The 23,900-nt window shown below is 55.2% G+C and carries 20 protein-coding genes and 3 pseudogenes; 13 read left to right on the top strand and 10 right to left on the bottom strand.

What is annotated here, in order from left to right:
• Nucleotides 1-161: 161 nt before the first annotated feature.
• From ACLH1I_RS21505 to ACLH1I_RS21495, 3 genes are all read left to right on the top strand, one after another.
• Nucleotides 162-1,283 (top strand): BamA/TamA family outer membrane protein, encoded by a 1,122-nt coding sequence (locus ACLH1I_RS21505; protein WP_198080060.1) that lies wholly within the window; start codon nucleotides 162-164, stop codon nucleotides 1,281-1,283.
• Nucleotides 1,284-1,301: 18 nt separating this feature from the next.
• Nucleotides 1,302-2,246, top strand: a complete 945-nt coding sequence (locus ACLH1I_RS21500) for a porin family protein (RefSeq protein WP_151385323.1) — start codon at nucleotides 1,302-1,304, stop codon at nucleotides 2,244-2,246.
• Between the two features lie 65 nt (nucleotides 2,247-2,311).
• Nucleotides 2,312-3,418 carry a DUF4056 domain-containing protein gene (locus tag ACLH1I_RS21495; protein ID WP_004202562.1) on the top strand — a complete coding sequence of 369 codons (1,107 nt, stop codon included), beginning with the start codon at nucleotides 2,312-2,314 and terminating at the stop codon, nucleotides 3,416-3,418.
• 36 nt (nucleotides 3,419-3,454) lie between these two features.
• Here the strand turns inward: ACLH1I_RS21495 and ACLH1I_RS21490 are convergent, their stop codons facing one another.
• The 3 genes from ACLH1I_RS21490 to ACLH1I_RS21480 form a co-directional block, all read right to left on the bottom strand.
• On the bottom strand, nucleotides 3,455-4,627 hold the full coding sequence (locus tag ACLH1I_RS21490) for a Gfo/Idh/MocA family protein (protein WP_004202560.1): 1,173 nt from the start codon (nucleotides 4,625-4,627) through the stop codon (nucleotides 3,455-3,457).
• Between the two features lie 13 nt (nucleotides 4,628-4,640).
• On the bottom strand, nucleotides 4,641-5,564 hold the full coding sequence (locus tag ACLH1I_RS21485; RefSeq protein WP_049003889.1) for a TIM barrel protein: 924 nt from the start codon (nucleotides 5,562-5,564) through the stop codon (nucleotides 4,641-4,643).
• Between the two features lie 190 nt (nucleotides 5,565-5,754).
• Complete coding sequence (locus ACLH1I_RS21480; protein WP_064150659.1) at nucleotides 5,755-6,795, bottom strand: LacI family DNA-binding transcriptional regulator; 1,041 nt, start codon at nucleotides 6,793-6,795, stop codon at nucleotides 5,755-5,757.
• Between the two features lie 396 nt (nucleotides 6,796-7,191).
• On the opposite strand from ACLH1I_RS21480, the gene ACLH1I_RS21475 reads away from it, so the two are divergent.
• Complete coding sequence (locus ACLH1I_RS21475; RefSeq protein WP_017900247.1) at nucleotides 7,192-8,442, top strand: sensor domain-containing diguanylate cyclase; 1,251 nt, start codon at nucleotides 7,192-7,194, stop codon at nucleotides 8,440-8,442.
• 121 nt (nucleotides 8,443-8,563) lie between these two features.
• Nucleotides 8,564-9,505, top strand: a complete 942-nt coding sequence (locus ACLH1I_RS21470) for a hypothetical protein (protein WP_064149999.1) — start codon at nucleotides 8,564-8,566, stop codon at nucleotides 9,503-9,505.
• Nucleotides 9,506-9,635: 130 nt separating this feature from the next.
• On the opposite strand, the gene guaD is transcribed toward ACLH1I_RS21470, so the two are convergent.
• Entirely contained in the window at nucleotides 9,636-10,946 is a 1,311-nt protein-coding gene (gene guaD, locus ACLH1I_RS21465; protein WP_151385321.1) for a guanine deaminase, read from the bottom strand.
• Between the two features lie 102 nt (nucleotides 10,947-11,048).
• Nucleotides 11,049-12,545 carry an NCS1 family nucleobase:cation symporter-1 gene (locus ACLH1I_RS21460; RefSeq protein ID WP_151385320.1) on the bottom strand — a complete coding sequence of 499 codons (1,497 nt, stop codon included), beginning with the start codon at nucleotides 12,543-12,545 and terminating at the stop codon, nucleotides 11,049-11,051.
• Between the two features lie 145 nt (nucleotides 12,546-12,690).
• Here ACLH1I_RS21460 and ACLH1I_RS21455 point away from each other — a divergent pair, with 145 nt between their 5' ends.
• From ACLH1I_RS21455 to puuE, 3 genes and pseudogenes are all read left to right on the top strand, one after another.
• The gene (locus ACLH1I_RS21455) at nucleotides 12,691-13,407 is read left to right on the top strand and encodes a GntR family transcriptional regulator (RefSeq protein WP_002905523.1); all 717 of its coding nucleotides are present in this window, start codon (nucleotides 12,691-12,693) and stop codon (nucleotides 13,405-13,407) included.
• Nucleotides 13,407-14,278 (top strand): annotated as a pseudogene (hpxA, locus tag ACLH1I_RS21450) (allantoin racemase). The gene ACLH1I_RS21455 and the pseudogene hpxA overlap by 1 nt, the downstream one beginning before the upstream one ends.
• Complete coding sequence (gene puuE, locus ACLH1I_RS21445; protein WP_223171644.1) at nucleotides 14,196-15,095, top strand: allantoinase PuuE; 900 nt, start codon at nucleotides 14,196-14,198, stop codon at nucleotides 15,093-15,095. The pseudogene hpxA and the gene puuE overlap by 83 nt, the downstream one beginning before the upstream one ends.
• A 100-nt stretch (nucleotides 15,096-15,195) precedes the next feature.
• Here the strand turns inward: puuE and ACLH1I_RS21440 are convergent, their stop codons facing one another.
• Nucleotides 15,196-15,987, bottom strand: coding sequence for a sulfite exporter TauE/SafE family protein (locus ACLH1I_RS21440; protein ID WP_151385319.1), 792 nt, complete (start codon nucleotides 15,985-15,987; stop codon nucleotides 15,196-15,198).
• Between the two features lie 109 nt (nucleotides 15,988-16,096).
• Here ACLH1I_RS21440 and ACLH1I_RS21435 point away from each other — a divergent pair.
• The 4 genes and pseudogenes from ACLH1I_RS21435 to ACLH1I_RS21420 form a co-directional block, all read left to right on the top strand.
• Nucleotides 16,097-16,863, top strand: a pseudogene (locus ACLH1I_RS21435) (AraC family transcriptional regulator).
• 193 nt (nucleotides 16,864-17,056) lie between these two features.
• Nucleotides 17,057-17,281 (top strand): hypothetical protein, encoded by a 225-nt coding sequence (locus tag ACLH1I_RS21430; RefSeq protein ID WP_151385317.1) that lies wholly within the window; start codon nucleotides 17,057-17,059, stop codon nucleotides 17,279-17,281.
• Nucleotides 17,282-17,424: 143 nt separating this feature from the next.
• On the top strand, nucleotides 17,425-18,045 hold the full coding sequence (locus ACLH1I_RS21425; protein ID WP_004151880.1) for a histidine phosphatase family protein: 621 nt from the start codon (nucleotides 17,425-17,427) through the stop codon (nucleotides 18,043-18,045).
• A pseudogene (locus ACLH1I_RS21420) lies at nucleotides 18,039-18,322 on the top strand (LysE family translocator); the annotation flags it as partial. The gene ACLH1I_RS21425 and the pseudogene ACLH1I_RS21420, both read left to right, overlap by 7 nt.
• Nucleotides 18,323-18,636: 314 nt before the next feature.
• On the opposite strand, the gene ACLH1I_RS21415 reads toward ACLH1I_RS21420, so the two are convergent.
• The 3 genes from ACLH1I_RS21415 to ACLH1I_RS21405 all read right to left on the bottom strand — a co-directional run bounded on the left by ACLH1I_RS21415 (nucleotide 18,637) and on the right by ACLH1I_RS21405 (nucleotide 21,604).
• A complete protein-coding gene (locus ACLH1I_RS21415) occupies nucleotides 18,637-19,764 on the bottom strand; it encodes a hypothetical protein (RefSeq protein ID WP_049092440.1) in 1,128 nt (375 codons plus the stop codon).
• A 1-nt stretch (nucleotide 19,765) separates the two neighbouring features.
• Nucleotides 19,766-20,389, bottom strand: coding sequence for a hypothetical protein (locus ACLH1I_RS21410; protein WP_048294886.1), 624 nt, complete (start codon nucleotides 20,387-20,389; stop codon nucleotides 19,766-19,768).
• A gap of 489 nt (nucleotides 20,390-20,878) precedes the next feature.
• Nucleotides 20,879-21,604, bottom strand: coding sequence for a type 1 glutamine amidotransferase (locus tag ACLH1I_RS21405; RefSeq protein WP_057215377.1), 726 nt, complete (start codon nucleotides 21,602-21,604; stop codon nucleotides 20,879-20,881).
• 92 nt (nucleotides 21,605-21,696) lie between these two features.
• Between ACLH1I_RS21405 and ACLH1I_RS21400 the strand changes: the two genes are divergently transcribed.
• Nucleotides 21,697-22,497 carry an AraC family transcriptional regulator gene (locus tag ACLH1I_RS21400; protein ID WP_172971906.1) on the top strand — a complete coding sequence of 267 codons (801 nt, stop codon included), beginning with the start codon at nucleotides 21,697-21,699 and terminating at the stop codon, nucleotides 22,495-22,497.
• Between the two features lie 461 nt (nucleotides 22,498-22,958).
• On the opposite strand, the gene ACLH1I_RS21395 is transcribed toward ACLH1I_RS21400, so the two are convergent.
• Nucleotides 22,959-23,858, bottom strand: coding sequence for a hypothetical protein (locus ACLH1I_RS21395; RefSeq protein ID WP_151385325.1), 900 nt, complete (start codon nucleotides 23,856-23,858; stop codon nucleotides 22,959-22,961).
• Between the last annotated feature and the right edge of the window lie 42 nt (nucleotides 23,859-23,900).

Genomic DNA, 23,900 nt, shown 5'->3' with positions numbered 1-23,900 from the left:
GGCTTTCTGTGACGGCCAGCTCTTTTTTGTCCAAAAATACCCAAAAAACAGGCCACTGCGCGTTGGTGAGGGTTCTCCGGTTACGTTATATTTTCCTTATTCCGTTGTAATAATCCTGTTCGCCACGCGTGTCGTGCGCGCCCCAACGCCCTGGAGTGAGCATGAAATTCCCGCTGTCCACGCTGGCGCTTCTGTTCCTGTTGTGCCCGCCTGGCGATGCCGCCGATCTGTTCGATGCGGAAGATGGCATGCTCGACATGAGTCAGTATCTGGCAGAAAACCGTTACGGTTTTCTGCCGGTGCCGCTGGCGATAACCGAGCCGGCCATCGGCTATGGTGGCGGACTGTTTGGCCTGTTTTTACACGGCAAAGGTAGCCGGGAGGGCGGGCAGTTTATTCCTCCGCCGCTCACCGCTTTTGGCGGGGCCGCCACGCAGAATGGCACCTGGTTTATTGGCGGCGGTCATCGTCACACCTGGCAGCATGATCGCATTCGTTACCTGGCGGGCGCCGGCTACGCTAACGTCAATCTGGATATCTATTCCGGCGATACTGGCGACTTCAGCCATGCTAAACCGGTGCAGACGCAGACCAAAGGCGTCGCCGCGCTGCAAAAGCTGCTGTTTCGCCTGGGCGACACGCCGTTGTTCCTCGGAGCCTCCCAGGTGTATGCCCGGGCGGATGTCTCTACCGATAATCCACGGCTCAACCGGGTGTGGCAGCAGGTGCTCGGGCAAAACAGCACCTCTTCGGCGCTGGGGGTGGTGGCGGAATATGACACTACCGATAATATTTTCTATCCTCAGAGTGGGTTAGCACTGAAGGGGGAATATCGGTTTTTCCGTTCGCTGCTCGGGGGCGATTATCACTACAACACTTTTTCGCTGGACGGAAAGGTGTTTATTCCGCTCAGCCAGACGCTGACCCTGGCGGTCGCGGGCAATTATCAGTCCTTAACCCACCATGATAAGCATCTGATGCCGATGGCGCGTCCTTATATCGCGTTGCGCGGGATTTCGCGCTACCGCTATCAGGGCGACTACGTGGCCACGGCGCAAACCCAGCTGGCCTGGGCGGTTACTCCGCGCTGGATCCTGCAGGGATTCGTTGGCGCCGGGAGCGCCGCTGACGCGGCGGATACGCTATGGGAAGAGTCAGAGGTGGCATGGGGGGCCGGTTTTCGATACCTGATCGCGCGACAGTACGGTTTACGTACCGGGATTGACGTGGCGTTCAGCGAGCATGAACAGGCGGTCTATTTCAATGTCGGTTCGGGTTTATAACTACACATGAGAACAAAAATGAGATCATCCGGCGCGGTGTTAACGCTGCTGTTAGCGGCCTGGGGCACGTCGGCTGCGGAGCCGGACGAGAGCGACAGCTATTTTCCGAACTGGGGCGAGGAGGCTCGCGCCAGGGGATATTCCATTCCGTTACCTTACGGCGTCAACCTGAGCTATATGAATATCCGACAGGATATCATGGTCGACAGTATTACCTTTTCCGGGCTTAAGCTCGGCAACCATCCCATTCCCAGCGATATGTTTGCCATCGATGCCGGGCACACCCGCGAGAAGAGCAAAACCGAAAACCTGCGCCTTGATATGTGGGTCTTTCCGTTCCTCAACGTTTACGGACTGGTGGGGCATACCCGCGGGTCGTCCGTCTCCCAGGTCTCAGTGGATTCAGATCCGTCGCAGTTTCGCGGTCTGGACCGGGTCATCGCCGGCGCGGTTCATCAGCTTTATCAAAGCGGAAAGCTGCAGAATATTGATTTTACGCTTGATTTTAAAGGCACCACCTGGGGGACCGGCTTTACGCTCGCCGGCGGCTACGGCAACTGGTTTGGGTTGGTGGATACTAACTACACCCGCACCGACTTCGATATCCTCGACGGCAGCATTTCGGCGGTCACCGTCTCGCCGCGCGTCGGCTACCGCTTCAGTTTTCAGGGGATTGACGGGCCGTCCCATCTCAGCCTGTGGGTCGGCAGCATGTATCAGGACGTGCAGCAGGAGTTTAAGGGCGATCTCGCCGACCTGCACATGCCGCCAGAGCTGCAGCCCCTAATTGCCGCGGTCAATAAAGACGGCGAGGGCAAATTCGACGTTAAGCAAAAGCTGACCTCGCCGTGGAATATGCTGATTGGCGCCCAGTATGAAGTCACCAAAAACTTTAACGTGCTGACTGAATTCGGTTTTAACGACCGCAATAGCTTCTTTGTCTCCGGTGAATACCGCTTTTAACTAAACCTGCAGGCGCCGTCTGCCGGTAAGATGCGCGTTCTTTTGTTGCTGTGGAGAGGCTGTTGATGCGTAAAGCCTTATGGCTGTTATTCGCGCTGGCGCTGCCGGCGCTGGCGCAGGACCCGGTATTGCCCGCGGTGACGGCGATCCATCCGGTTCCCACCCTGGGCGAGCTGTCGCCGCCGGAATCGCTGCGGCCATGCTGCGCCTTTGGTTACGACCTGCACGTGCGGGCGGTGGGCATCCCCATCCCGGTGTACCAGATTGGTAACGTGCTGACTCTGGATTCTCTGGGCAAGCACCATTACAACGACAGCGCGCTCGGGGCGGTGAAAAATCTGCTGGGACTGAGCGAGGAGCAAAACGGGCTTATTTATACCCGTCGCGGCGGGTTTATCGATATTGCCCATGTGCGCGACACGGCGGATTACACCTTTTATCTGTTCAATCGCATTTCGCCGACGCTGGGCCAGGCGGGGCGCATATTCTACAGCGAAGAGCTGGGGGTGCGCCGCGTTCAGCTGAATGCCTTTACGCCGCCGCCGGGCGTCAGGCAGCGCTATCAGCTGGCGGCCTGGCTCGCCGGGCATCTGGCCTTCGAAATCGCCCAGTGGCATGAGATCGCCCAGTGGTATGGCTTCCAGTCGGTGCCGGGGTTTTCTGAGGAGATCTCCGCGTTTTCGCCGGAAGATCTCTATTCCAATTTACTGGGCGCCAGGCTGGCGATTAACGTCATCCTTAGCGGCCATGGCGGGTCAGTGGAAGCGTATAACCAGGCCATGGAGGCGGCGCTGAAAAAGGCGCTGACCCGGCTGATGGTGGCCACGCGAGGGGAGACGGAAGCGATGTTCCAGCGGATAGATGGCGACTGGTGGAACAGTCGCCGACGGGTGCCGGATAAATTTCTGGTGCTGAAGCGTAATTACGACCTGCAGGAAAACCGGCTGCCGACGCCGGTCCCTTTCGAAACCATGCCGCCATATCGCCTGACCATGCCCTCGCAGGTGGCGGGGTTCCGCTTGCGCGACCTCGGCGAGCTGCAGATCTACCCGGGGCACGATATGCAGGCTCTACCGGCGCCCGAGCAATACTATGGCGCCGCAGCGTTTCAGGGGCTGGCCGATCGCGCCCGCGAGGCCGATAAAACCCAGCTGGCGCGCATTGAAAAGTAACGTGGAAGGCTCAGGGCGAGGCCCTGAGCCGGCGAGTTAGCGGAAGTCGACCCAGCAGGCGCCGTTGTCGGCCGAGCGCACGCAGTTTTCCACCCAGCGGACGCCAAACGCCCCGGCGCGGGCGTCCGGATACCAGAAGTCGGCCAGCAGCGCTTCGTCGCGCCGGTCCGCGGCGTCCATAGCGATGGCGAAGCGGCGATAGAGATTCGACCAGGCCTCGAACAGCCCCTCCGGGTGACCACCGCCGATGCGATCATCCTGACGCGCCAGCGGATCAAGATAGTCCATGCCTCGCTCCAGAATGCGCGCTGGCTCGCCCTGCACCTCGTAACGCAGCTGGTTGGGCTGTTCATCCCACCATTCGAGACTGGCCTTTTCTCCCACGATGCGCACCTTTTGCCCGTGCATGGAGCCGCAGTTAACGGCGGAGCTCCACAGCGAGCCGATGGCACCGTTGTCATACTCCATCAGCACCTGCGCGTTATCCTCCAGCGGCGCGCGGCTTTTGACGAAGCTTTGTCTGGCGCACATCAGCCGGGCGATCTTCAGCTGCGGGGCCATGGTTTCGACCAGAAACAGCGGGTGGGTGGCTAAATCCCCCAGCACATAGCTGGGGCCGACGAAGCGGGGATCGACCCGCCAGCGGGTACTGGCGTTTTCCTGCTCCACCGGCTGGGCGTGGAAGCCATGAGCAAACTGCATATTGACGATACGGATGTCGCCCAGCAGTCCGTCGGCGATCATCTGCCGGGCCTGGAGGATAAGCTGATGACCGGCATAGCCGTAGGTCACGCCGATGATTTTGTGCTGCCGCTGGCTGAGGGCCACCAGGTCGTCCGCCTCTTCGCTGCTGAAGCACAGCGGCTTTTCGCACACCACGTGCAGCCCGGCCTCCAGCGCCGCCCGGCAGATGGCATAATGGGTGTTATTCGGCGTGGCAATCGACACGGCCTGAATACCGTCCGGGCGGGCAGCCTCGCCGCGAAACAGACTCTGGTAGTCGGCGTAACAGCGATCGGGATCCACCCCCAGCTGTTGGCCGAACTGGCGCCCGCGTTCGGCATCAATATCAAAGGCGCCTGCCAGCAGCGCAAAGGTGTTATCGCGCAGGGCGGCAGAGCGGTGAATATAGCCGATCTGGCTGCTGCCGCCGCCGCCGACCATGCCCCAGCGCAGGGTGCGATCGAGAGGTCTTAAACCGTTAATCATGGGGTGTCTCCTGTCAGAATCCAACGTCGCGCAGATAGCGCAGGCTCTCCGTGACCGCCTGCAGGCTGCCTGCGGCATGGCGCGGATCACGCTCTTGTTCAATGGTTATCCAGCCCTGATAGCCGCGGCGGGCAAGGAAATCGTTAATGGCCGGGTAGTCAATGGCGCCGCTGCCGAGCGGGCACATCACCCCTTCGGCGCAGGCGGTGAAAAAGTCGATGCCTTCGGCGATGGCGCGCTGGTAAACCTGCGGATCCACATCCTTGAAGTGCAGGTAGTCGAGCCGCGCGTAATAGCGATCCAGCCAGGTGAGCGGATCCATTCCGGCGTAGTAGAGATGCCCGGTATCCAGACACAACCCCGCCACGTCGTGCGGGATATCGTTGGCCAGCCGCTCGATTTCATCGGCAAATTCGATGCAGCCCCCGGCGTGGGGATGAATAACCGCCCGCACACCGTACTCCCGCCAGGCGAGGGTGCTGAGGGCGGTAATGTGCGCCATCATCCGCTGCCAGTCCTGGTCATTGAGGCGCGGAGCCAGCGCGCTGCGTCCGGCAAATCGCGCCCGCTCGGGGTTGCCGAAGTCGATAATCACCAGATAGGGCGGCTGGAAAGGGTGCCCCGGGATAGGTTCGGCGGCCGGAACCTGAGACAGATTGCGGCATATTTGATGGGTCAGCGCCTCCAGAGTGGGGTAATGGGCCTCGCTCACCAGATCGTCAAAGATCGTCCCGGCGACCAGCGACAGCTGATGCTGGTCCAGCGCCGCGCGCAGGCTGGACGGGTCGGTGGGCAGGTAGCCCCACGGGCCGAGCTCGATGCTGCGATACCCGGCCTGCGCCGCCTCCTTCAGCACGGTAGCCCAGGCGGGAAGGTCAGGGTTTTTCGGGTCATCCACACCCCAGCTGCAGGGGGCGTTGGCGATAGGATGTGTCATGTCGGCTTCCTTTTTTCACAGGGGATGCCGCAGAGTATTGAATGAAAATTTCATAGCCAACAATATTGGAATGATGATTTTATGATGGCCATCATGATTTATATTGAGGTTGTTTTTGATAGTTATTTATCAAAATGAGGCGAGGCGTGGTTCAGGCGTGAGGCAGCCCCGTTGGCGACGGGGCGAGTGTTTACATATTTTCTTTGGTGATGATATCGAAAAGCTGAGGGTGCGAAATCACGTCGCTGGGCGGCCGCGAAACGGCTTCCGTCATGGAGCGCAGGGTGGCGGCGGCCAGGTCATCCAGCCGGTGGTTGAGAATGACATCGATGGTGCCGTCGATCAGCGCCAGTTCACTGCCGCTTAGCGGGCCATGGCAGACCAGGGTGACGGCCTGCTGGCGGCCGCTGTCGCGCAGCGCCCCGACAATTCCTTCGACGCCGCCGCAGGGAGCATAGATCGCCTGCAGGGCCGGGTACTGGCTGAGCAGCTTTTCCGTTACGCTTCTGGCGACATCCGCCCGTTCGTGGCTGCGAACCGGCTCGAGGATCTGCTGCCCTTTACCCTGCTCACGCAGGCAGGAGCGGAAGCTGATCTCACAGCTTTCCTGACAGGTAAAACGATTATCGCCAATGATAATGGCTATTTCGCCTTCGCCACGGCATAAGCGGTCGATAAACCAGGCGGCGGTGCGCCCGGCTTTTTGGTTATCGAGGCCGATATAGCCGCTGCGCTGGGGAACCGACAGATCTGAAAGTAGAGTGAATACGCGAACGCCGCGGGCGGCGGCCCGGCCCACCGCATGGCGAATCAGCGGGTGATCCAGCGCCACCAGGCCGAGCACCTCCACCTCATCGCTGAGCCGGTGAATGGCCTGGGCCATTGCTTCCACCGCATCAATGGCAAAATGCAGGATCGCCGGTGTCTCGCCTGCCGGTAGCCACGGCGCGGCCTCTCTTGCCAGCGCCCTTGCCAGCGGCAGGTAGAAGGAGTGGGTCTCCTGCAGCAGAATAAAGCCCATTCTGACGGTAACCGGCGCTTTGCCGGCGGCCAGGCGATAGTGCGGCTGTTCGAGCGTAAACCCCAGCCGCCGGGCGGCCTCCAGCACGCGGTACGCGGTCGATTCCTTCACCGCCGCGCGCTTGTTGAGTACCCGGTCGACGGTGGCCACGCCGACGTTAGCTTCACGCGCTATGTCGGAAAGCGTGATTTTGCTGGTGGATTTTTTCACTGTGATGACCATTAAAAATGAGCGTTATGATAGAAACTATCACGGTAACGCTGAGCAGAACAGCGACAATCTGCGTGCCACGGCACAAGCCTGCGTTCCTGCCGCGTAAAGTGTGACGGGTATACACAGTCTGTGATCAAAAGCGACTACCTGTTCTGGCATTGCTGCTATGCTATTGAAATAAAATTAATAATAAAGGCAGTGTCGTCTTTGTCGGTTAAACCGTGCGCAAAGTCGCTCCGGGTGGGCGTCGCTGGGCCAGGAACCGACTATACTTGCCGCGCACGCGCGTAATGACGGTTACTCGATTATTTTTGCTATCACTTTATGCCAGCGTCAGGGCTGCACTGAATGATGTGCCGTTCCGCGCCGGGAGTGGGTCGGTTTGGGGCCTGTATGTTATTAAAAGAACTGGCTGTTTTTGATGTATTAAGCACCCCGATCTGGGTAGTCCATCCTTTTACAGAGTGTGTGGTCTATGCCAATCAGGCTTCCCGGACGCTGAGCGGCGATATGTCGCTGAATGAGATGCGCAACGGTATCTATTCCACCTGCCCGGAAACGCAGCTGCAGCATTATTTGCGCTATCTCGACGCCATGACTGAGATATTTGAAGTCTGGACGCTGCAGACCGCCAAAGGGTTGCAGTCGGTATATTGTAAAACCACCCTGGTGGAGACCGAGGACAGCGGCACCTTACTGTTATTCGAAGCGGTGAAGCTGCTCGCGCAAAATCAGTCGATTCATACCGGCTCCCGCCGCTACCAGCGGCGGAACAATGGCTTTTTTGCCCGCTTTTTTATGACCAATACCGCACCGATGCTGTTGATCGATCCTCAGAAAGAGGGCCGGATTGTCGATGCCAATATTGCCGCGCTGCGCTTTTATCATTATTCCGATGAGGAAATGCGCACTAAACATACCTGGCAAATTAATACCCTGGGTCGGGATGTGATCCCCATTATGAATAACATTGCCAATATGCCCGGCGGTCATAAGCCGCTTAATTTTACTCATATTCTGGCTGACGGTTCGCTGCGCCATGTTCAAACCTATGCCGGGCCGGTGGTGCTATATAATATTCGGCTGATGTTATGCATCATTCACGATATCACCGAAGAAGTGCTTCTGAAAAAAGAGCTGGAATTTTCCGCCGCCCACGATCCCTTAACCGGACTGCTCAATCGCCGCGAATTTTACCGGCTCGTCGATGCGCCGTCGTTTATCGGCCATGGTTTTTGTCTGCTGCTAATCGATATCGATCATTTCAAAAGTATTAATGATATTCACGGTCATCAAAAAGGCGATGAAGTCCTGTTGGTGATCTCCCGCATTCTGGAAACCTCGGTGGACCGCGAAGATAAGATATATCGCTGGGGAGGCGAGGAGTTTCTGCTCTTTTTGCCTCATTCGCCGATCGCCCGCGCGCTGATGGTGGCGGAGGCTATCCGTCAGGCGATCAGCGAATATCAGACGCTGTCGGTCACCGTCAGCATTGGCGTTGCCGAGCATCATGATGGCGAAGCGATTGATCAGCTGTTTTACCGCGTCGATAAAGCGCTGTATGCGGCGAAAAATGACGGACGCAACCGGGTAACGCGCTTGCCGTCGGAAAACGTAGCGGCCCATTCCGGGCGGTCAGAATAGAGGTGGCGCTATTTATCGCCGTCTGATGCGCAGGCAGACTCGCCGGCTATACTCAGGGGAGTCCTGCCTGCTGATTTGGGCGGTAATCTTGTTTGCCTGCGGCTGAGGTGGCATGCGACTCATGGTGCGTTTTCTCGTTGTCCTGTCGGTAGTTTTTCTTTCTGCGCCGGCGACGCTGGCGGCGAACGGTCACGCCATCAAGCAGCGTGCCGATGCTGTCCTGACCCTGATGAGCTATACCGTGGTCCCCGACGTGACCGCCAGCGATCTCAATATTGGCTCCGGGAGCAACGACAAACACAACCTGGCCATTACTCAGTTTGGCGGCGGGGCGACCCTGAGCGAGTCGTTTCCTCTGTACCTTGAAGGTACGATGGGTTACAGCCGTTACGACCCGCGTTTTGTGGTCAGCAATGGCGAACAGACGCGGAATGTGCCCACCAAGTGGAACAGCCTGACCACCACCGGCGGCGTCGGCTGGGATTTTTCGCTGCACCGGGATCGCTTTGGCGGCAACCTGGTGCTGCGGCCGATCGTCAATGTGATGCTCGGCACCCTGGCCAGCGATGCGCGCCTCGGCAGCTGGGTAATTGAGCGAAAAACCAACGCCGATCTGCAGTTCCTCGACGGCGGTCGGTTCAATGCATGGGGGCTCGGCGGGGCGCTGATGCTGGATTATGAACGCTTCTCCGCCACCCAGGATATTGATGCCGAGCTGCGTTACTCCTATATGCAACTGCAAAGTTTCGGCAGCAGCGCCGAGGTGGTGCAGGGGGAGGCCAGCGCGGAGAATCTCGGTCTGTATCTGCGCCGCCGCGCGCCGATCGCTGACTGGACGCTGCTGGGCAATCCGCTGCGCTACGTGCTGGAGGGGGCGCATACTGCATATCTGGGCGAACAGCGAGGGGCGCTGGGCTTCTCCGGTTTAACGTCGCTGGGGATTGGCCTCGAGCTGGACAGCAGTAAATACCCGGTCTTTATCACCCGCACCCGGCTGGTGGCGCGCTATATGTTCGGCAATAACACCACGGGCTATGGCGTTGGACTGGCGATGAGTTTTTGAAGGCCATTAACCCAGCTGCCGCCGGCCAGCGCCTTCTTACCCCCGGGAGAGACCAGGGCGAAGGGGGTCCATAACCGTCCCCGCAGCCAGACGGTTTCCTCTCCCCCCAGTGTGAGGGCCAGGGTGAGGGTTAATCCTGACACCACACCCGCTCGCCGTTCACCCACGTCTCGCTGATATTACGCTCATCACCCAGGGTCATCAGTACGAACAGCTGCTCATAAATATCATGGCAGCGGCCCATCCGCAGACGCTGCAGCGGAGTGACCGCCGGGTCAATCACCACAAAGTCGGCCTCTTTGCCCGGCTGAAAATTGCCAATCTTCTCTTCCAGCCGCAGGGCGCGCGCGCCTCCGAGGGTGGCGTGATAGAAGGCCTCGCTGGCGCGCAGGCGATAGCTCTGCAATTGTCCTACCTTGTAGGCCTCGCCCAGCGTCCGCAGCATGCTGAAGGTGGTCCCGGCCCCGACGTCGCTGCCGATACCCATCCGCACCTGGTGCTGCCAGCAGGCGGGCAGGCGAAACAACCCGCTGCCGAGAAACAGATTCGAGGTCGGACAGAAGGCGACTGCGGAACCGGTGTCATGCAGGCACTGCCACTCGGCATCATCAAGATGGATCCCGTGAGCAAATACGCTGCGTTCGCCGGTGAGCTGATAGTGATGATAGACATCCAGATAGTGCGCATGCTCCGGCCACAGCTGTTTAACCCAGGCGATCTCCTCGCGGTTTTCACTGAGATGCGTCTGCAGCCAGGTATCGGGAAACTCGGCCCGCAGGCGCTGCACCGCCTCCAGCAACGCCGGCGTCGAGGTGGGAGCAAAGCGCGGGGTGATGGCATATCCCAGCCTGCCGCGCTGATGCCAGCGGCGGATCAGCGCCCGGGTCTGCTCGTAGCTCTCTCTGGCAGTTTCGCACAGATAGTCGGGCACATGGCGATCCATCATCACTTTCCCGGCGATCAGGCGCATATTGAGGCGCAGCGCTTCGCTGAATAACGCCTCCACCGAGGCCGGATGCAGGGTACAAAACACCAGCGCGGTGGTGGTGCCATGGCTTATCAATTGATTTACAAAAAACTGCGCTATCTCCTGGGCATACTCCGCATTGGCAAACTGGCTCTCCACCGGGAAGGTGTAAGTGGTAAGCCACTCCAGCAGCTGTTCGCCAAAGGCGCCGATCATCTCGGTCTGCGGATAGTGGACGTGGGCATCGACGAACCCCGGCAACAGCAGCTTGCCCCGCAGGTCAACATAGCCCTTCAGCGGATGCAGAAAGGCTTCACCCTCCTGCCATGGCAGCAGCGCGACAATTTTTCCGTCCTGTAAGAACAACAGGCCATCATCGAGATAGCGGGCGTGGGCGGCCACCTCATCCGGGGTCTCCGCCACGCCGGCGATATCAAAAAATGCACCGCGCACCGCGGTCTGGTAATCCATCATCGAACCTGCCTTCTCTTAACGCTCTGGGAATAGTGATAAACAGCAAGATTGATGCCAGTTTGCAGCCTGCCGCGGCCAGACGCCGCGGCAGAAGGGGGAAGGTTACACTTTTTGCGCCACCGCGCCGGAGCGGAAGGCGGCTTTCGCCTGCACTTCGCGCTCGTCGCGAGCCAGCCAGCGGTAAGTGGTCGCGCCGAGGAAGACGCCGATAAACCAGCTGAAGTTCGCCACTTCATGCAGGGCCGGAATAAAGCTGATAATCAGCCCCAGGCCCACCGATGGCAGCAGGGCGGCAATGGCTTTCGGGTTAAAGCCGTTGCGGTACCAGTATTTACCCTTCGGCGTATCGTCAAACAGGTCGTCCACCGACACCCGGCCACGTTTGATCAGGTAGAAGTCGGCGATCAGGATGCCAAACAGCGGGCCAATAAAGGCGCCCAGCACGTCGAGGGTATAGTGGATCAGCTCCGGTGAGTTAAACAGATTCCACGGCGTCAGGAGTATCGAGCCCACCGCGGCGATCATCCCGCCGGCGCGGAAGCTGATTTTCTGCGGCGCGCAGTTGGAAAAATCGAAGGCTGGCGAGACGAAGTTAGCCACGATATTGATGCCGATAGTGGCGGTGATCATGGTCAGCAGGCCGATGGCCACCGCCAGATCGTTCCCAACGCGGCTGACGGTTTCAATTGGATCGGTGATCATTTTGCCGAACAGCGACTGGGTGCCGGAGACAATCACCACGGTGACCACCGAGAACAGCAGGAAGTTGAACGGCAACCCCCAGCGGTTGCCGCGGCGGATCTCGCCCATGCTTTTGCCGTAGCGGGAAAAGTCGCCGAAGTTAAGCAGCGGCCCGGAGAAGTAAGAGACGACCAGCGCCGTGGCGGTGATCATCTGCCAGGTCTGCTCGCCAGCGCTGAGGGATTTGCTGGCGAGGGTAAAGGAGATCCCATCCAGACCGGTCTTGTATACAATCCAGCCGGCCAGGGCCAGCATCACCACATACACCGCCGGACCGGCGATATCGATAAAACGCTTGATGGCGTTCATGCCGTGCCAGAAAACCATCGCCTGCAGCAGCCACATGGTGGCGAAGCAGAGCCAGCCGAGCGTCGACAGCCCGAGGAAACTGCTGCTGGTCAGCGCGGCAAGGGAGGGCCAGAACTTGAGCAGGACCAGCATCAGGGCGTTCGCCGCCAGATAGGTTTGAATACCGTACCAGGCGAAGGCGATTAGCCCGCGGATCACCGCGGGGATATTGGCGCCGAAGACACCGAACGCCTGACGACAGATCACCGCGTAAGGCACCCCGGCCATCTGGCTGGGCTTCGCCACCAGGTTAGCGCACAGCTGCACAATACAGATGCCCACCAGCAGGCAGAGCAGAACCTGCCAGCTGGCCAGCCCAAGCGTAAAAAAGCTTGCCGCCACCACGTAGCCGCCCATGCTGTGCACATCCGACATCCAGAACGAAAAAATATTGTACCAGCTCCAGTTCTGGTCGCGGGTGGGCGCCAGATCGTCATTACATAGCCGCGGACTGTAGCCGGCGGCCGCCTCGTGAGTCTTCGTCTGCTGCGTGTGGGATGAATGTGGCATGAAACCTGCTCCTCTGAATGAAAACCCTTTTGATATGGATTGCTGAGGCTATTGCAGGATCCAGGCCAGAATGATGAATCTTGTATACAAAAAATAAATTTTATGTATACGATCTGCTATCGATAAGTGAAACCGGAGTGGGTTAATGAATAATGAACATCGTCTCCAGGCCGCGCCAGCGCTGCAGGATAAGGACGAAAGCATTTACCAGGCGCTGATGACGGCTATCGTCGAACATCAGCTGCCGCCTGGCAGCAAACTGCCGGAAGAGGCGCTGGCGGAAGTGTTCGCCGTGAGCCGCACCGGCATCAGAAAAGTGCTGCAACGACTCGCCGCTGTGCAACTGGTCACATTAACGCCCAAACGTGGTGCACACGTCACCAGCCCGAGCGTGGAAGAGTCCCAGGCGATCTTTCGCACCCGGGCGCTGCTTGAGGTCGCGAATCTGCCCGATGTGATCGCGCGCTGTCAGCCGCCGCATCTGGCGGCGCTGGAGAACATTATTCAGCGTGAGCAGCAGGCTCATGAGGCGCACGACGGCCCGGCGGCCATCCGCCACTCCGCTGACTTTCACATTCAGCTGCAGGCTATCTCCGGCAACCCGGTGCTCACTGAGATGGTGACCCGCCTCAGCCAGCGCTCCTCGTTAGTGATTGCCGCCTGGGGCGCACCCTGGCGCCAGGGCTGTCGCTGCGACGATCACCAGCAGCTGGTCGGTTTGCTGCGGGATAAAGCCCTACAGCCGCTCAGCGAGGCGCTGATGCACCATTTTGATCATATTGTCGCCAGCCTGTGCTTCGAGCGCGATGGCGTCAGCCTGCCCGATTTTTCCCGGCTGTTCGCCGGTCACAAGGAGTCGTGATGTCTTCTGTTTGTATACAAGTGATAAACCCCAACACCAGCCTGGCGATGACCGAAACGATAGGCGCCGCCGCGCGCGCGGTCGCCGCGCCGGGCACCGAGATCCTTGCGGTCTGTCCTCGCGCCGGCGTGCCGTCAATTGAGGGCCATTTTGACGAAGCCATCGCAGCGGTCGGTGTGCTGGAGCAGATCAGGGCCGGACGCGAGCAGGGGGTGGATGGACATGTGATCGCCTGCTTCGGCGACCCGGGGCTGCTGGCAGCGCGCGAACTGGCCCAGGGGCCGGTGATCGGCATTGCGGAAGCGGCGATGCATATGGCGACGATGGTCGCCACCCGTTTCTCCATTGTGACCACGCTGCCGCGCACGCTGATCATCGCCCGTCATTTACTGCACCAGTACGGATTTCATCAACACTGCGCGGCGCTGCACGCCATTGATTTGCCGGTGCTGGCGCTGGAAGACGGCAGCGGCCTGGCGCAGGAGAAAGTGCGCGAGCGCTGCATTCGCGCGCTGAAAGAGGATGGCAGCGGGGCGATAGTCCTTGGCTGCGGCGGGATGGCGACCCTGGCGCAGGAGCTGACCCGCGAGCTGCGGGTGCCGGTGATCGATGGCGTCAGCGCGGCGGTGAAGATGGTGGAGTCGCTGGTCGCGCTGGGGCTGGCGACCAGCAAGCACGGGGACTTAGCGTTCCCGGAGAAAAAGGCGTTAAGCGGGCAGTTTCAGTCGTTAAATCCATTTTAAAAGGGGCAGAAGATGGTTGAGAACCAGGAACACTATCCTCGCGATCTGCGAGGTTATGCAGGGCAGCCGCCGCACGCGCGCTGGCCGGGCGGGGCGCGGATCGCGGTGCAGTTCGTCCTCAACTATGAGGAAGGCGCTGAGAATCACGTCCTGCATGGCGATGCGGGTTCGGAACAGTTCCTGTCCGATATCATCGGCGCCGCCAGCTATCCGGCGCGTCATATGTCGATGGACTCGCTCTATGAGTACGGCAGTCGGGCCGGGTTCTGGCGGATCCATCGCGAATTCAGCCAGCGAGGACTGCCGCTGACGGTTTTCGGCGTGGCGATGGCGCTGGCGCGCCATCCGGAGATTGTGGCGGCAATCAAGGCCGCGGATTACGATGTGGTCAGCCACGGCTGGCGCTGGATCCACTATCAGCACATGGATATCGCCGAGGAGCGCGAGCATCTGCACAAAGCGGTGCAGGTGCTGACCGACCTGTTCGGCAAGCCGCCCACCGGCTGGTATACCGGCCGCGACAGTCCCAACACCCGCCAGCTGGTGGTGGAGCACGGCGGCTTTGACTATGACAGTGATTATTACGGCGATGATTTACCCTTCTGGAGCGAAGTGGCCTGCAGCGACGGCAGCCGCCGACCGCACCTGATCGTGCCTTATACCCTCGACGCCAACGACATGCGCTTTGCCACCGCCCAGGGGTTCAACACCGCGGAGCAGTTTTATACCTATCTGAAAGACAGCTTTGACGTACTGTACGCCGAGGGAGAAACCGCGCCGAAGATGATGTCCGTGGGGATGCACTGCCGGCTGCTTGGGCGTCCGGGTCGTTTCCGCGCGCTGCAGCGATTCCTCGACTATATCCAGCAGCACGACAAGGTGTGGGTCTGCACCCGGCAGCAGATCGCCGACCACTGGCGCGAGGTTCATCCGTATCGCGGGTAGCCTGCTGCCCCTTTTCCTGGCCCTCTCCCCGGGGAGAGGGCATCACCCGATCGCGACTCTTGCACCGATAAACCCTGAAAGACGCCGTGATGAATCGTGATTATTGAATCAGCATGGCGAGGAGTACCAGGAACAGTAGCAGGACATAGATGCGTGCATACCATACATCCGGTACCGCAGGGATAGCCCGGCGGCTAAACGCTATCCCGGCCCAGCCGGTCAGGACGAGCAGGCCTAGAATTTTCAGGCTGATAAAACCCAGAAATCCGCTCAGCGGAATGCTGTGCCAGCCAATGACGGCATAGGTCACAGCCCCGCATAGCGCCACGGGCAAAGAAAGCGGGTTGGATGCGCTAACGCACTCCTGCATCTCATACCCGTGTCGCCGTAGCAGGGGCACCGTCATGACGCTGCCACCCACGCCCAGCAATGCGGCAATCATACCGATAACCATACCGCCGCCAGTGACCACTGGCAGGGACAGCCGACGCCGAGCGCTGCCCCTGAAGAAACCTTTGCGCAACAAACAATCGCTGATGGTTGCCAGCATATAGAGAATAAACAGCGCGCGAACGATCTTCTCGCTCAATATCCCCGCCAGACAGGAGCCGACCACCGCCCCCATGGCAATAAACCATAACAACGGGAACAGCGTCTGCGCGGCAAGCCTGCCCGCCCGCCAGTTTCGATAGCTGACCCAGCCGGCGTTAAATATCATTACCGCCGTTGAGGTAGCCACCGCGACATGCATGGCGTTTCCCGCGAGTTCCGGCAGCCGAAGCATCAGTTGATAGACAAAGGGCACCACCACAAAGCCCCCTCCGAAGCCGAACAGCACGGTGGTAATGCCGGTCGTAAAGCCTGCCAGTGCAATAATAACGATATCATTCAACAGAATATCCCCGCCCTGAAAATGAGCGAGCAGCTTATACCGGTCGCGTACAGCTTCCCATTTGCACAGCGCTCAATTACCTTTGTAAATCGGTCAAAGGGAGACAGGTGTGCGCAACGTAAAAATTGACGAGGTCGATCGGCTCGATCGCGAAGTGGTGGCGTTAGGCAATGACTATGCGCAAGGGTATATTCTGCCCCCGCACCAGCATCGTCGCGCACAGCTGCTGTACGGCGCGACCGGACTGATGTATGTCACTACGCAGGACGGAGAATGGGTGGTTCTTCCGCAACATGCTGTCTGGATCCCCCCTGAAACCGTGCACGCTGTCAGATTTGTGGGGGTGACCACGCGCAGCTTATATATTGAGCCAGATTGTGTGTCCGCTTTCATTAAACACCATCGTTGCGAAGTGATCAGCGTCTCGCCGCTGTTGCGCCAGCTACTGCTGGAGGCTGTGGATTTACCACCGTTGTACGACAGCCCACGCGATCGCATGCTGATACAGTTGATGTTGCTGGAACTGGCCGCCATGCCGGTCCGCGAATTTGACATTCCGTTGCCACAGCATCCGGCGCTGCTGGCGCTTTGTCAGGCTTTTTTGCTTAACCCCACTATCCATGATCCTGCGGCGCGCTGGGCCAGGGCGCTGTTTATGAGTCCCAGTACCTTTCGCCGCCATTTCCTGAAGCAGCTGGGCCTGTCATTTTCCGCCTGCGACAGCGAGCCTGCGTGGTGAGCGCCCTGGCATGGTTGATAGCAGGGAAACCGGTGAACGAAGTGGCCTTATCCCTCGGATACGACAATGCGTCCTCTTTCGCCACCATGTTCCGCCGCGTGACCGGGCAACCGCCGTCGTTTTATCACCCAGCCTGATGCTCAGGGGAAGGGGGCTCCCGGCAGCATGTGTCGGCAATGAATGTCACTTTCATGGCGTTGCTATGCATTAACGCAGCCATAAGACAGACACCTGGCTTGCGTCTTCAGGTACCCCAACATTTAGTGGTGGCTACCTCGATGCGGTTTATCTATTCTGCCTGTAACCATGAGAAGACCGGAATCTCTCTTTGTGAACCATCTAATCTTTGAAAAAGTCATCATCATCTTCATTCTCGTCCTGTGGGCATTCGATACATTCAGAACCAGGAAAAGAAAACGTTTTGATCCTGCCATTGAAGCGGCTGATGCCAGAGAACGTTATCAATGGCGTTATTTCAGATGGGGTTTTCGGATCATACAAGTGGTAGCGGGAGTGTATATCTTCGTACAGCTGATTCAGGTTTTACTGAGATAGAGGCCGCCGGCAGGGGCTACTGAACATAATCCGTGTAAGCGACACGTGTTCCTGTTTTTCGTTGAGAGCTGAGAACTTGCCAGCATATAAACGGGGTGTTTTTAGTTTGTAACATTTTAAACAACAGCATATGTGACCCTTCAATGATGCAAGTAATACTGGTTCGACACGCGGAAACAGAGTGGAATGTAAAAGGTATTATTCAGGGACACAGTGATAGCGCCTTGACGCTTCGTGGGGAGCGTCAAACAGCAGCCTTGCTGGCAGCGTTTGTAGCGAGTGATTACCGGGTAGAATGTGTTTACGCTTCTCCGCTTGGCCGGGCCTGGCAAATGGGACAGCGCCTGGCGGAGAGTTTTCATTGTTCACTGATAGCTGAACCAGCTCTGAAAGAACAGGCTTTTGGTCAGTTTGAAGGTATGACAACCATAGAGCTCCTGCAGAATAATCCAGACGCCGCAGAAGCGTTATTCAACCTTGATGCAGAGTATTGTCCGCCAGAGGGTGAGTCTCTCTCACATGCTTCGCAGCGAATTATGCATTTTTTAACCAATTTGGAAAAAAAACGTCATCATCGAACAATATGTATTGTGTCTCACGGACAGGTCATTCAGGGTGTGCTTGCGATGCTAAAAAGTGGTGCTGTGGATGATTTTCACCGGTATGCACAACCCAACGCGAGTTACTCCGTGTTCGAACTGATTAATGGAAGATGTACCGCCCTAAAATGGGGGATCGCGACGCATTTACGTCACCTGGATTAAACAGTCTGACTTACCCCAGATTCCTGCTGTTCATGTTTGCTGTTCTTCCTCAGTTTGTCGTTCCCGTCGCGGGTCCTGTCTGGTTGCAATTGCTTGTTCTGGGGAGTATTCAAAAGCGGGCTGGAATGGTTTCCCTGGGTTCAGTCGCGATGGCATCAAGGACGTTTGGAAACGGCTCTTAACACCCGGGCGATATCAAATGGCAGGAACGGTGTACAGGCGTTGTCATCCGCATGATGTTTAGCGGGCCGGCATAGTATCGACATCAGCCCGTTAAGGTATACACAACCTGTAAACCCGCTGTCCGCTTCTCGTTCAGACTGGAACTTAACCTCAGTTGGTTCGTCCGCTCTGTGCCAGAAGCGGACGTTAGCTATATTACTTTGCTTTGAAATCGCTACTAGGCGGTTTTCCTACGTCCTTTTCCAAGTATTCGGTAAAACGTGAATTCTACCAAGATAAACATAAAAAGCCGTCCCTAATGGGACGGTCTAAAACGAAAAGGTGAATGCGATTTTGCAGCTAAAGACATCTAAAACCATACAACAATAATTCATAACTTTTCATTGTCAACAAACAAAGGCTATGACGCTAATCGACTTTTGAATTACTCAAATAGTCTCTCATCCCCTCATCGATTGAATCTTTATGAAAAATAGCATTCATTTCATTATGAACAGCCTTCAATATTTCATCGACTTGCAAAGATAATTTTAGCAGCTCACCTTTTTTTTCATCCGTATCAAATATCTTCCTGGTACCATCAGGGACTTCCAGTTTTTTTGCTTCGTCAAAATTATGCCATAACCAATCAAGCCAGCGCTGTGTTTCGCTTAGTATAGCAAGTTCATAGAAGTGACCTTTTAAGAGGTTGCCCATATCCGCATGATACATAATAGAAGCAATATCAAAACTACTGAGATTTATTTCTATATTTTCCTCATGTGCATCCGCTTTAATATTTTTAAGTAATCTTATAGACTTCCTTAATCCGCCTAGCGTTGTGTTGCAGCGGCTCTCAATATAATTAATGTGAAGGAATGGCGTATTATAAATACGCTGATTATCCCTTTTGTTTAAAATTGCCACTCCTCTGTCAACTTCATTGCCCGTATCTTGATATCTGGCATTATTCCACCAAACAGCCGGGACGACATCCACATCTCTGGCTAAAGAGCCGCCAGTTATTTTTACTGCTTTAGAGTTTTCAGTGTCTATCTTTGCCGCCGGGAAAGCAGCCCTGAGGCTATCTTCAATTTCTTCCCGTAGGATCTGGAGTACATCTACAGCTTTTTTCTTGGATAAAACATAACTATTTGCTTTGCTTCCTTCGTTTGAAAAAATGAATAGCTGTTCATCAATAGTAAGAATATCTACATCACTAACGCCTTTAATATGGATGTTAAGCGGTACAGACCCCTGCAAACGAAAGGATGCTGAAATTTCCTTTTTTTCCAATCTGTTAGATAGTTGATTTTCTATCCTTTTCCCTGTTTCGATGCTAACCCTTGTATAAACTGGATCAACTTCCTGCATGGCACCTAATGCATATCTCGTAGCTGATTTCCCTGAAGCCATGCTTTCCCAGGCTTCTTGTTGTAGAGATTTTGCTAGTAAGATCTCTCTGCTTTCAAGTCCGCGGTCCATCGCAAATATTTCATTTATTCCTTTTCTTCGTGTTTTTAAACGTTCGATTCGCGATGAAAAGTTATCGGCCATGTTATAATCTCCTGAGTTTCATTGTTCCAAAGGTATTCCGACCTCTACCATTAAAATATTCGCCATCAGCAGTTGTCAGATTTTTATCAAAAATTAATTCTGCAAATCCCATATGCGGACTTAACTCTTTTTCGTTTATCCTCGGATCACTCCTGTAGTTGTAAACTAACCGATAACCTATTTCTCCATCATTTATAATGGAGGCCGCTATGCTGTCAGAACCTGACTGCGAGGTTTGCAACCGTATATGAACTTTATCCCATGACTGGAATATTTTAATTTTAGCACTCCATAAAAAAACATCTCCTTCCTTGTTTTCGCCGCGTCCTTCACAATCCCACTCTCCTGACAAATTTGGGACGTTTATAACTTTTGATATTAATTTCCACTTCCATAACCTTGAATCAAAAATCCAGTAGAGAATTAGATACATTGTACCTGCACTAATGAGGGAAGAGACCGTTGGGGTCATTACAGATTTCATCTCAATATAAGAATTATTTTCAAGGTAAGTTAAAATAAGGAAAACTAAAACCCCTGATATCAGAGAAGCTAATGAACCAATTATTTTACCTACTTTACTCCTGTTAAAACCGCTTATAACAATATATTCATGGCTTTTCATATGAGTCCTGAAAGTATGATAGTGATAGATGTACCGTTAAGTTCTTCCTGAAACTGATAACATTATCTTATAAGAATTATCCCAATTCCACAGAATTGTAGAATTTCCTTTTAAAACAGAACCATATGATCAGTTGCATAAAGTTTCCATACCAGTTTTAGCAACAGATTTGCCAATTCGGTAAAACTAGTTTTGGAGAATGGACCCCACTGCGGCGGTCAACACTAAATCTCATGCCTATCTCAACTTGACGGCATGTCAGATATAGTGATCGGCGGTGATTTTCAGGGTAAAACCCGCAGTTTTCCCAGCTGCGGTATTCGGAAAAATTCGGTAGTAGCGAGGTTCAATCACAAAATGTCTATTTTGATATAAAGCCAATGTCCGCTCCTCGCTCATAGCGGACCTTCAAATCAGTTAGTTCGTCCGCTCTGTACCAGGAGCGGACATGACAAGCTCAACCCGATGGCAAGCTCACCGAGCATGACATTATGCTTGCGCTGCTTTGTAACGTGCTTCCAGCTTATCCAAAAAGCCAAAAAGTACTTGATTCATTTCACTGTAATCGTGCGCCCGGAGCGCTTCAGGCGTGTCAACGAAACGATATTCTGCTGCACGGCTCAGGTCTTTCTCAGAATGAGCGATCAGCCGCTCTACAACGTCCAATGTGAGCTCCATGTGGCACTGGAAACCAAAGACGCGGTCTGAATAGGCAACGATCTGCCGCGGACAGCCTTCGCTGTAAGCGATAATTTTGGCCTCTGGCGTCAAACCTGGCATATCGTTATGCCAGTGACCCACTGCCAGTGTTTCCCCAAAGTGAGAGAACATCTCATCCTTCCTGCCGTCTTCGGTCAATGTGATCGGGAATTTGCCAATCTCTTTTTCCGGGCTATGAGAGAACGGTGCGCCCAGCGCTTCACCGATTAGCTGTGAACCCAGGCAAATACCGATCACCGCCTTACCGGTTTTAACCGCAGAAGCAATCAGCGCCTGTTCCGCTTTAGCATTAAAGTGCGGGCACGCTTCAAGCGTTGTGTCCGGATCTTGCGGACCGCCCATAACGATAAGAAAATCGATGCCTTCGGCGTCAGCAGGTAGCCGATCGCCTGCATAGACGCGTGAGTAAGTTACATCATGACCCTGGTTTATTGCCCAGGTTGCATATGCGCCCGGGGCTTCAAAACTTTCATGTACGATAAAGTGTACGCGCATGAGGTTAAGCTCCTGTAATATCTTTGATGATCAGAATGATAAGTCACGCACCCATTGCCTAAGGCTCTTCTCCGGGTGGTTCCAGTTTCGATATGATAATGGCAGGGGCTAAATCTGAAATGCCAGGTAGTATAGATAAAGCGCCAAGACATGATGAGGCCACAGGCTGGTCCAGTACTGCGATAAGCTATCAACGCGGCGAGGCAGATCCTCCCCATCATCATGTTGAGGGGCAGCTACTCTTCGCCACCAGAGGGGTTATGCTGGTGCAAACAGAGAGCGACCGTTGGGTGATCCCTCCTCAGCGGGCATTATGGTTACCGCCTCTGCATATCCATAGTTACCATCTGCTTTCACAAACCGATCTCAGAGCGATCTATTTCAGCAGTAGCCTTATCGCAGAATGTACGAGCTTTACAAAGAGTCAGCAGGTGCATGTGATAACGGCTACGCCGTTAGTCAAAGAACTTATCGCAGGGCTGTTCAGTGAGGACTACGCCAGACCGATTCAACGGAAGATAGCTTTGTTGCTTCTGGAAATTCTCAGCGAGGCTCCACCTTTAACGATGGCGCTTCCCATGCCGAATGATGAGCGATTATACAGCGCGGCCAGATCGCTACTGGTCACTCAGCGCTGGGAAGCATCGCTGAGCGAGCTGGCTTTTATGTCGGCCATGTCGGAACGGACCTTTTCCCGCTTGTTTATGAAGGATACAGGCTTTAGTTTTAGAACATGGAAGCAGAGAGCCAGAATTTGCGCTTCGTTGGATCTTCTTGCGAACGGCGTTCCAATCAAACAGGTCGCTTACCAGCTTGGTTTCTCATGCCCGGCGGCCTTTACCGCTGCTTTTCGCTGCATTTTGGGGGCAACGCCGCGCGATTATGTGCCTTAAACCGGGAAACCCTCAAAGCGGTCTTTGAGACTGTCATGGGCATATTACCAGACGCAGAAACCCTGCGAGGGTAGGCGTATCCCGCCTTTGCTGTTGAGAAAGGTAGTTTAATTTGCACCCGACACACTCTCATTGATTAAAGCACGGAGTGGAGATTACTGCGGTCCACAGTTCTGACAAACCGTGAAAGAGAAGGCCTGCGTCAAGAAAAAAGGTGTCGCGATACGTTATGAAATTACCTTATGACAGACCTTGCGGTGATTTACGGCACCGGGTGGATTCCGGACGCTGTGAACCGACTCATTGCTACGAAGCCTGATTCTGCTGTACCTCAGGCCATATGATAGCCTGCACAACAATCACATACCGCCCATTAGTGCGTCCAGGGGAGTACACCCGGGCCCTTGACGTCCCCTGTGTGCCAAAAGCGGAAGTAGGCTGAAGATAAATTAGCATTGCTGTTAGTCGTGGGTTCTGCAGATGGGTAGAAATTGATAACTTAGGATGCAAGTTCGTCCCGCTCTTTCTGCAGTTTTCATCGAGGGGATATTCTCCGGAATAATTGTGCCCATATACAAAGATAGTTCAGAATCGGAATGAGTTAATAATCGGTACAGCAGGCGTTGCGCTCGGGCTGACAATGATCGACCACGAAAAGCAGGAAGTATTACTTTGTCAGTAATACGATATCCTCGCAGAAAAGCGATGTTTCCTTTCTGGCATATTAGCAACCCGGCGCGAACGTCGTTTTCATAGATAATATATACTTCTCTCTCAGAAATATGGTCACACAACTCTTCGTCATCAACTGCTACCAAATTGTTTGCAGACAGTTCGCGAACTGTCTGCCATGTATGCTTATAGGCATCGCCCAGAGCCTGACAACACCAGTCAAAATCTTCGTATGTCGCCACTTGCAAAGTAAGAGATTTATCATTGAATTCAGGGGGTTCAGAAAAAGAGGTGGCGTATATATACTGGTCGGGATTACCCTGCGGGAAGGACTGGCCGGGTACAAGAATGCGAACATACTGAGCTCTGAGTTGTGACCATTCCTTACTAATGAGTTCTAATGCAGTATGATTTAGGTCAGAATCCATACCTACAATATCAATAAAAGGTTTGTTAATATTTCCTCCCTGATAACGGGGGCCAGTAAGAAATTGCTTTCCATCAATTTTGAGTTTTCGTTGTAAAAAATATTCCTGACATAATCCAGTTTCTCTCCAGGGAAATCGCGCCGAGAAACTTCTGTCTGTACACCTCGATTCCTGCTCTGACAACCATTGTTTTAGCCATGAACGTAGGGTAAATTGAGGCACAGGTAGCCTGGCATATTGAGATAGCATGTAAGATAGCATAAAAAATATTTCGCCCTTGGATGTAAAAATGTTCTTTATAAA

Origin of the sequence: Klebsiella sp. 1SOBk10mer (genome assembly GCF_046602535.1) — a bacterium.
Classification (GTDB): Bacteria; Pseudomonadota; Gammaproteobacteria; order Enterobacterales; family Enterobacteriaceae; genus Klebsiella; species Klebsiella quasipneumoniae.
The sequence above is the reverse complement of the archived record's forward strand: the minus strand, read 5'-3'. Positions and strand labels throughout refer to the sequence as shown.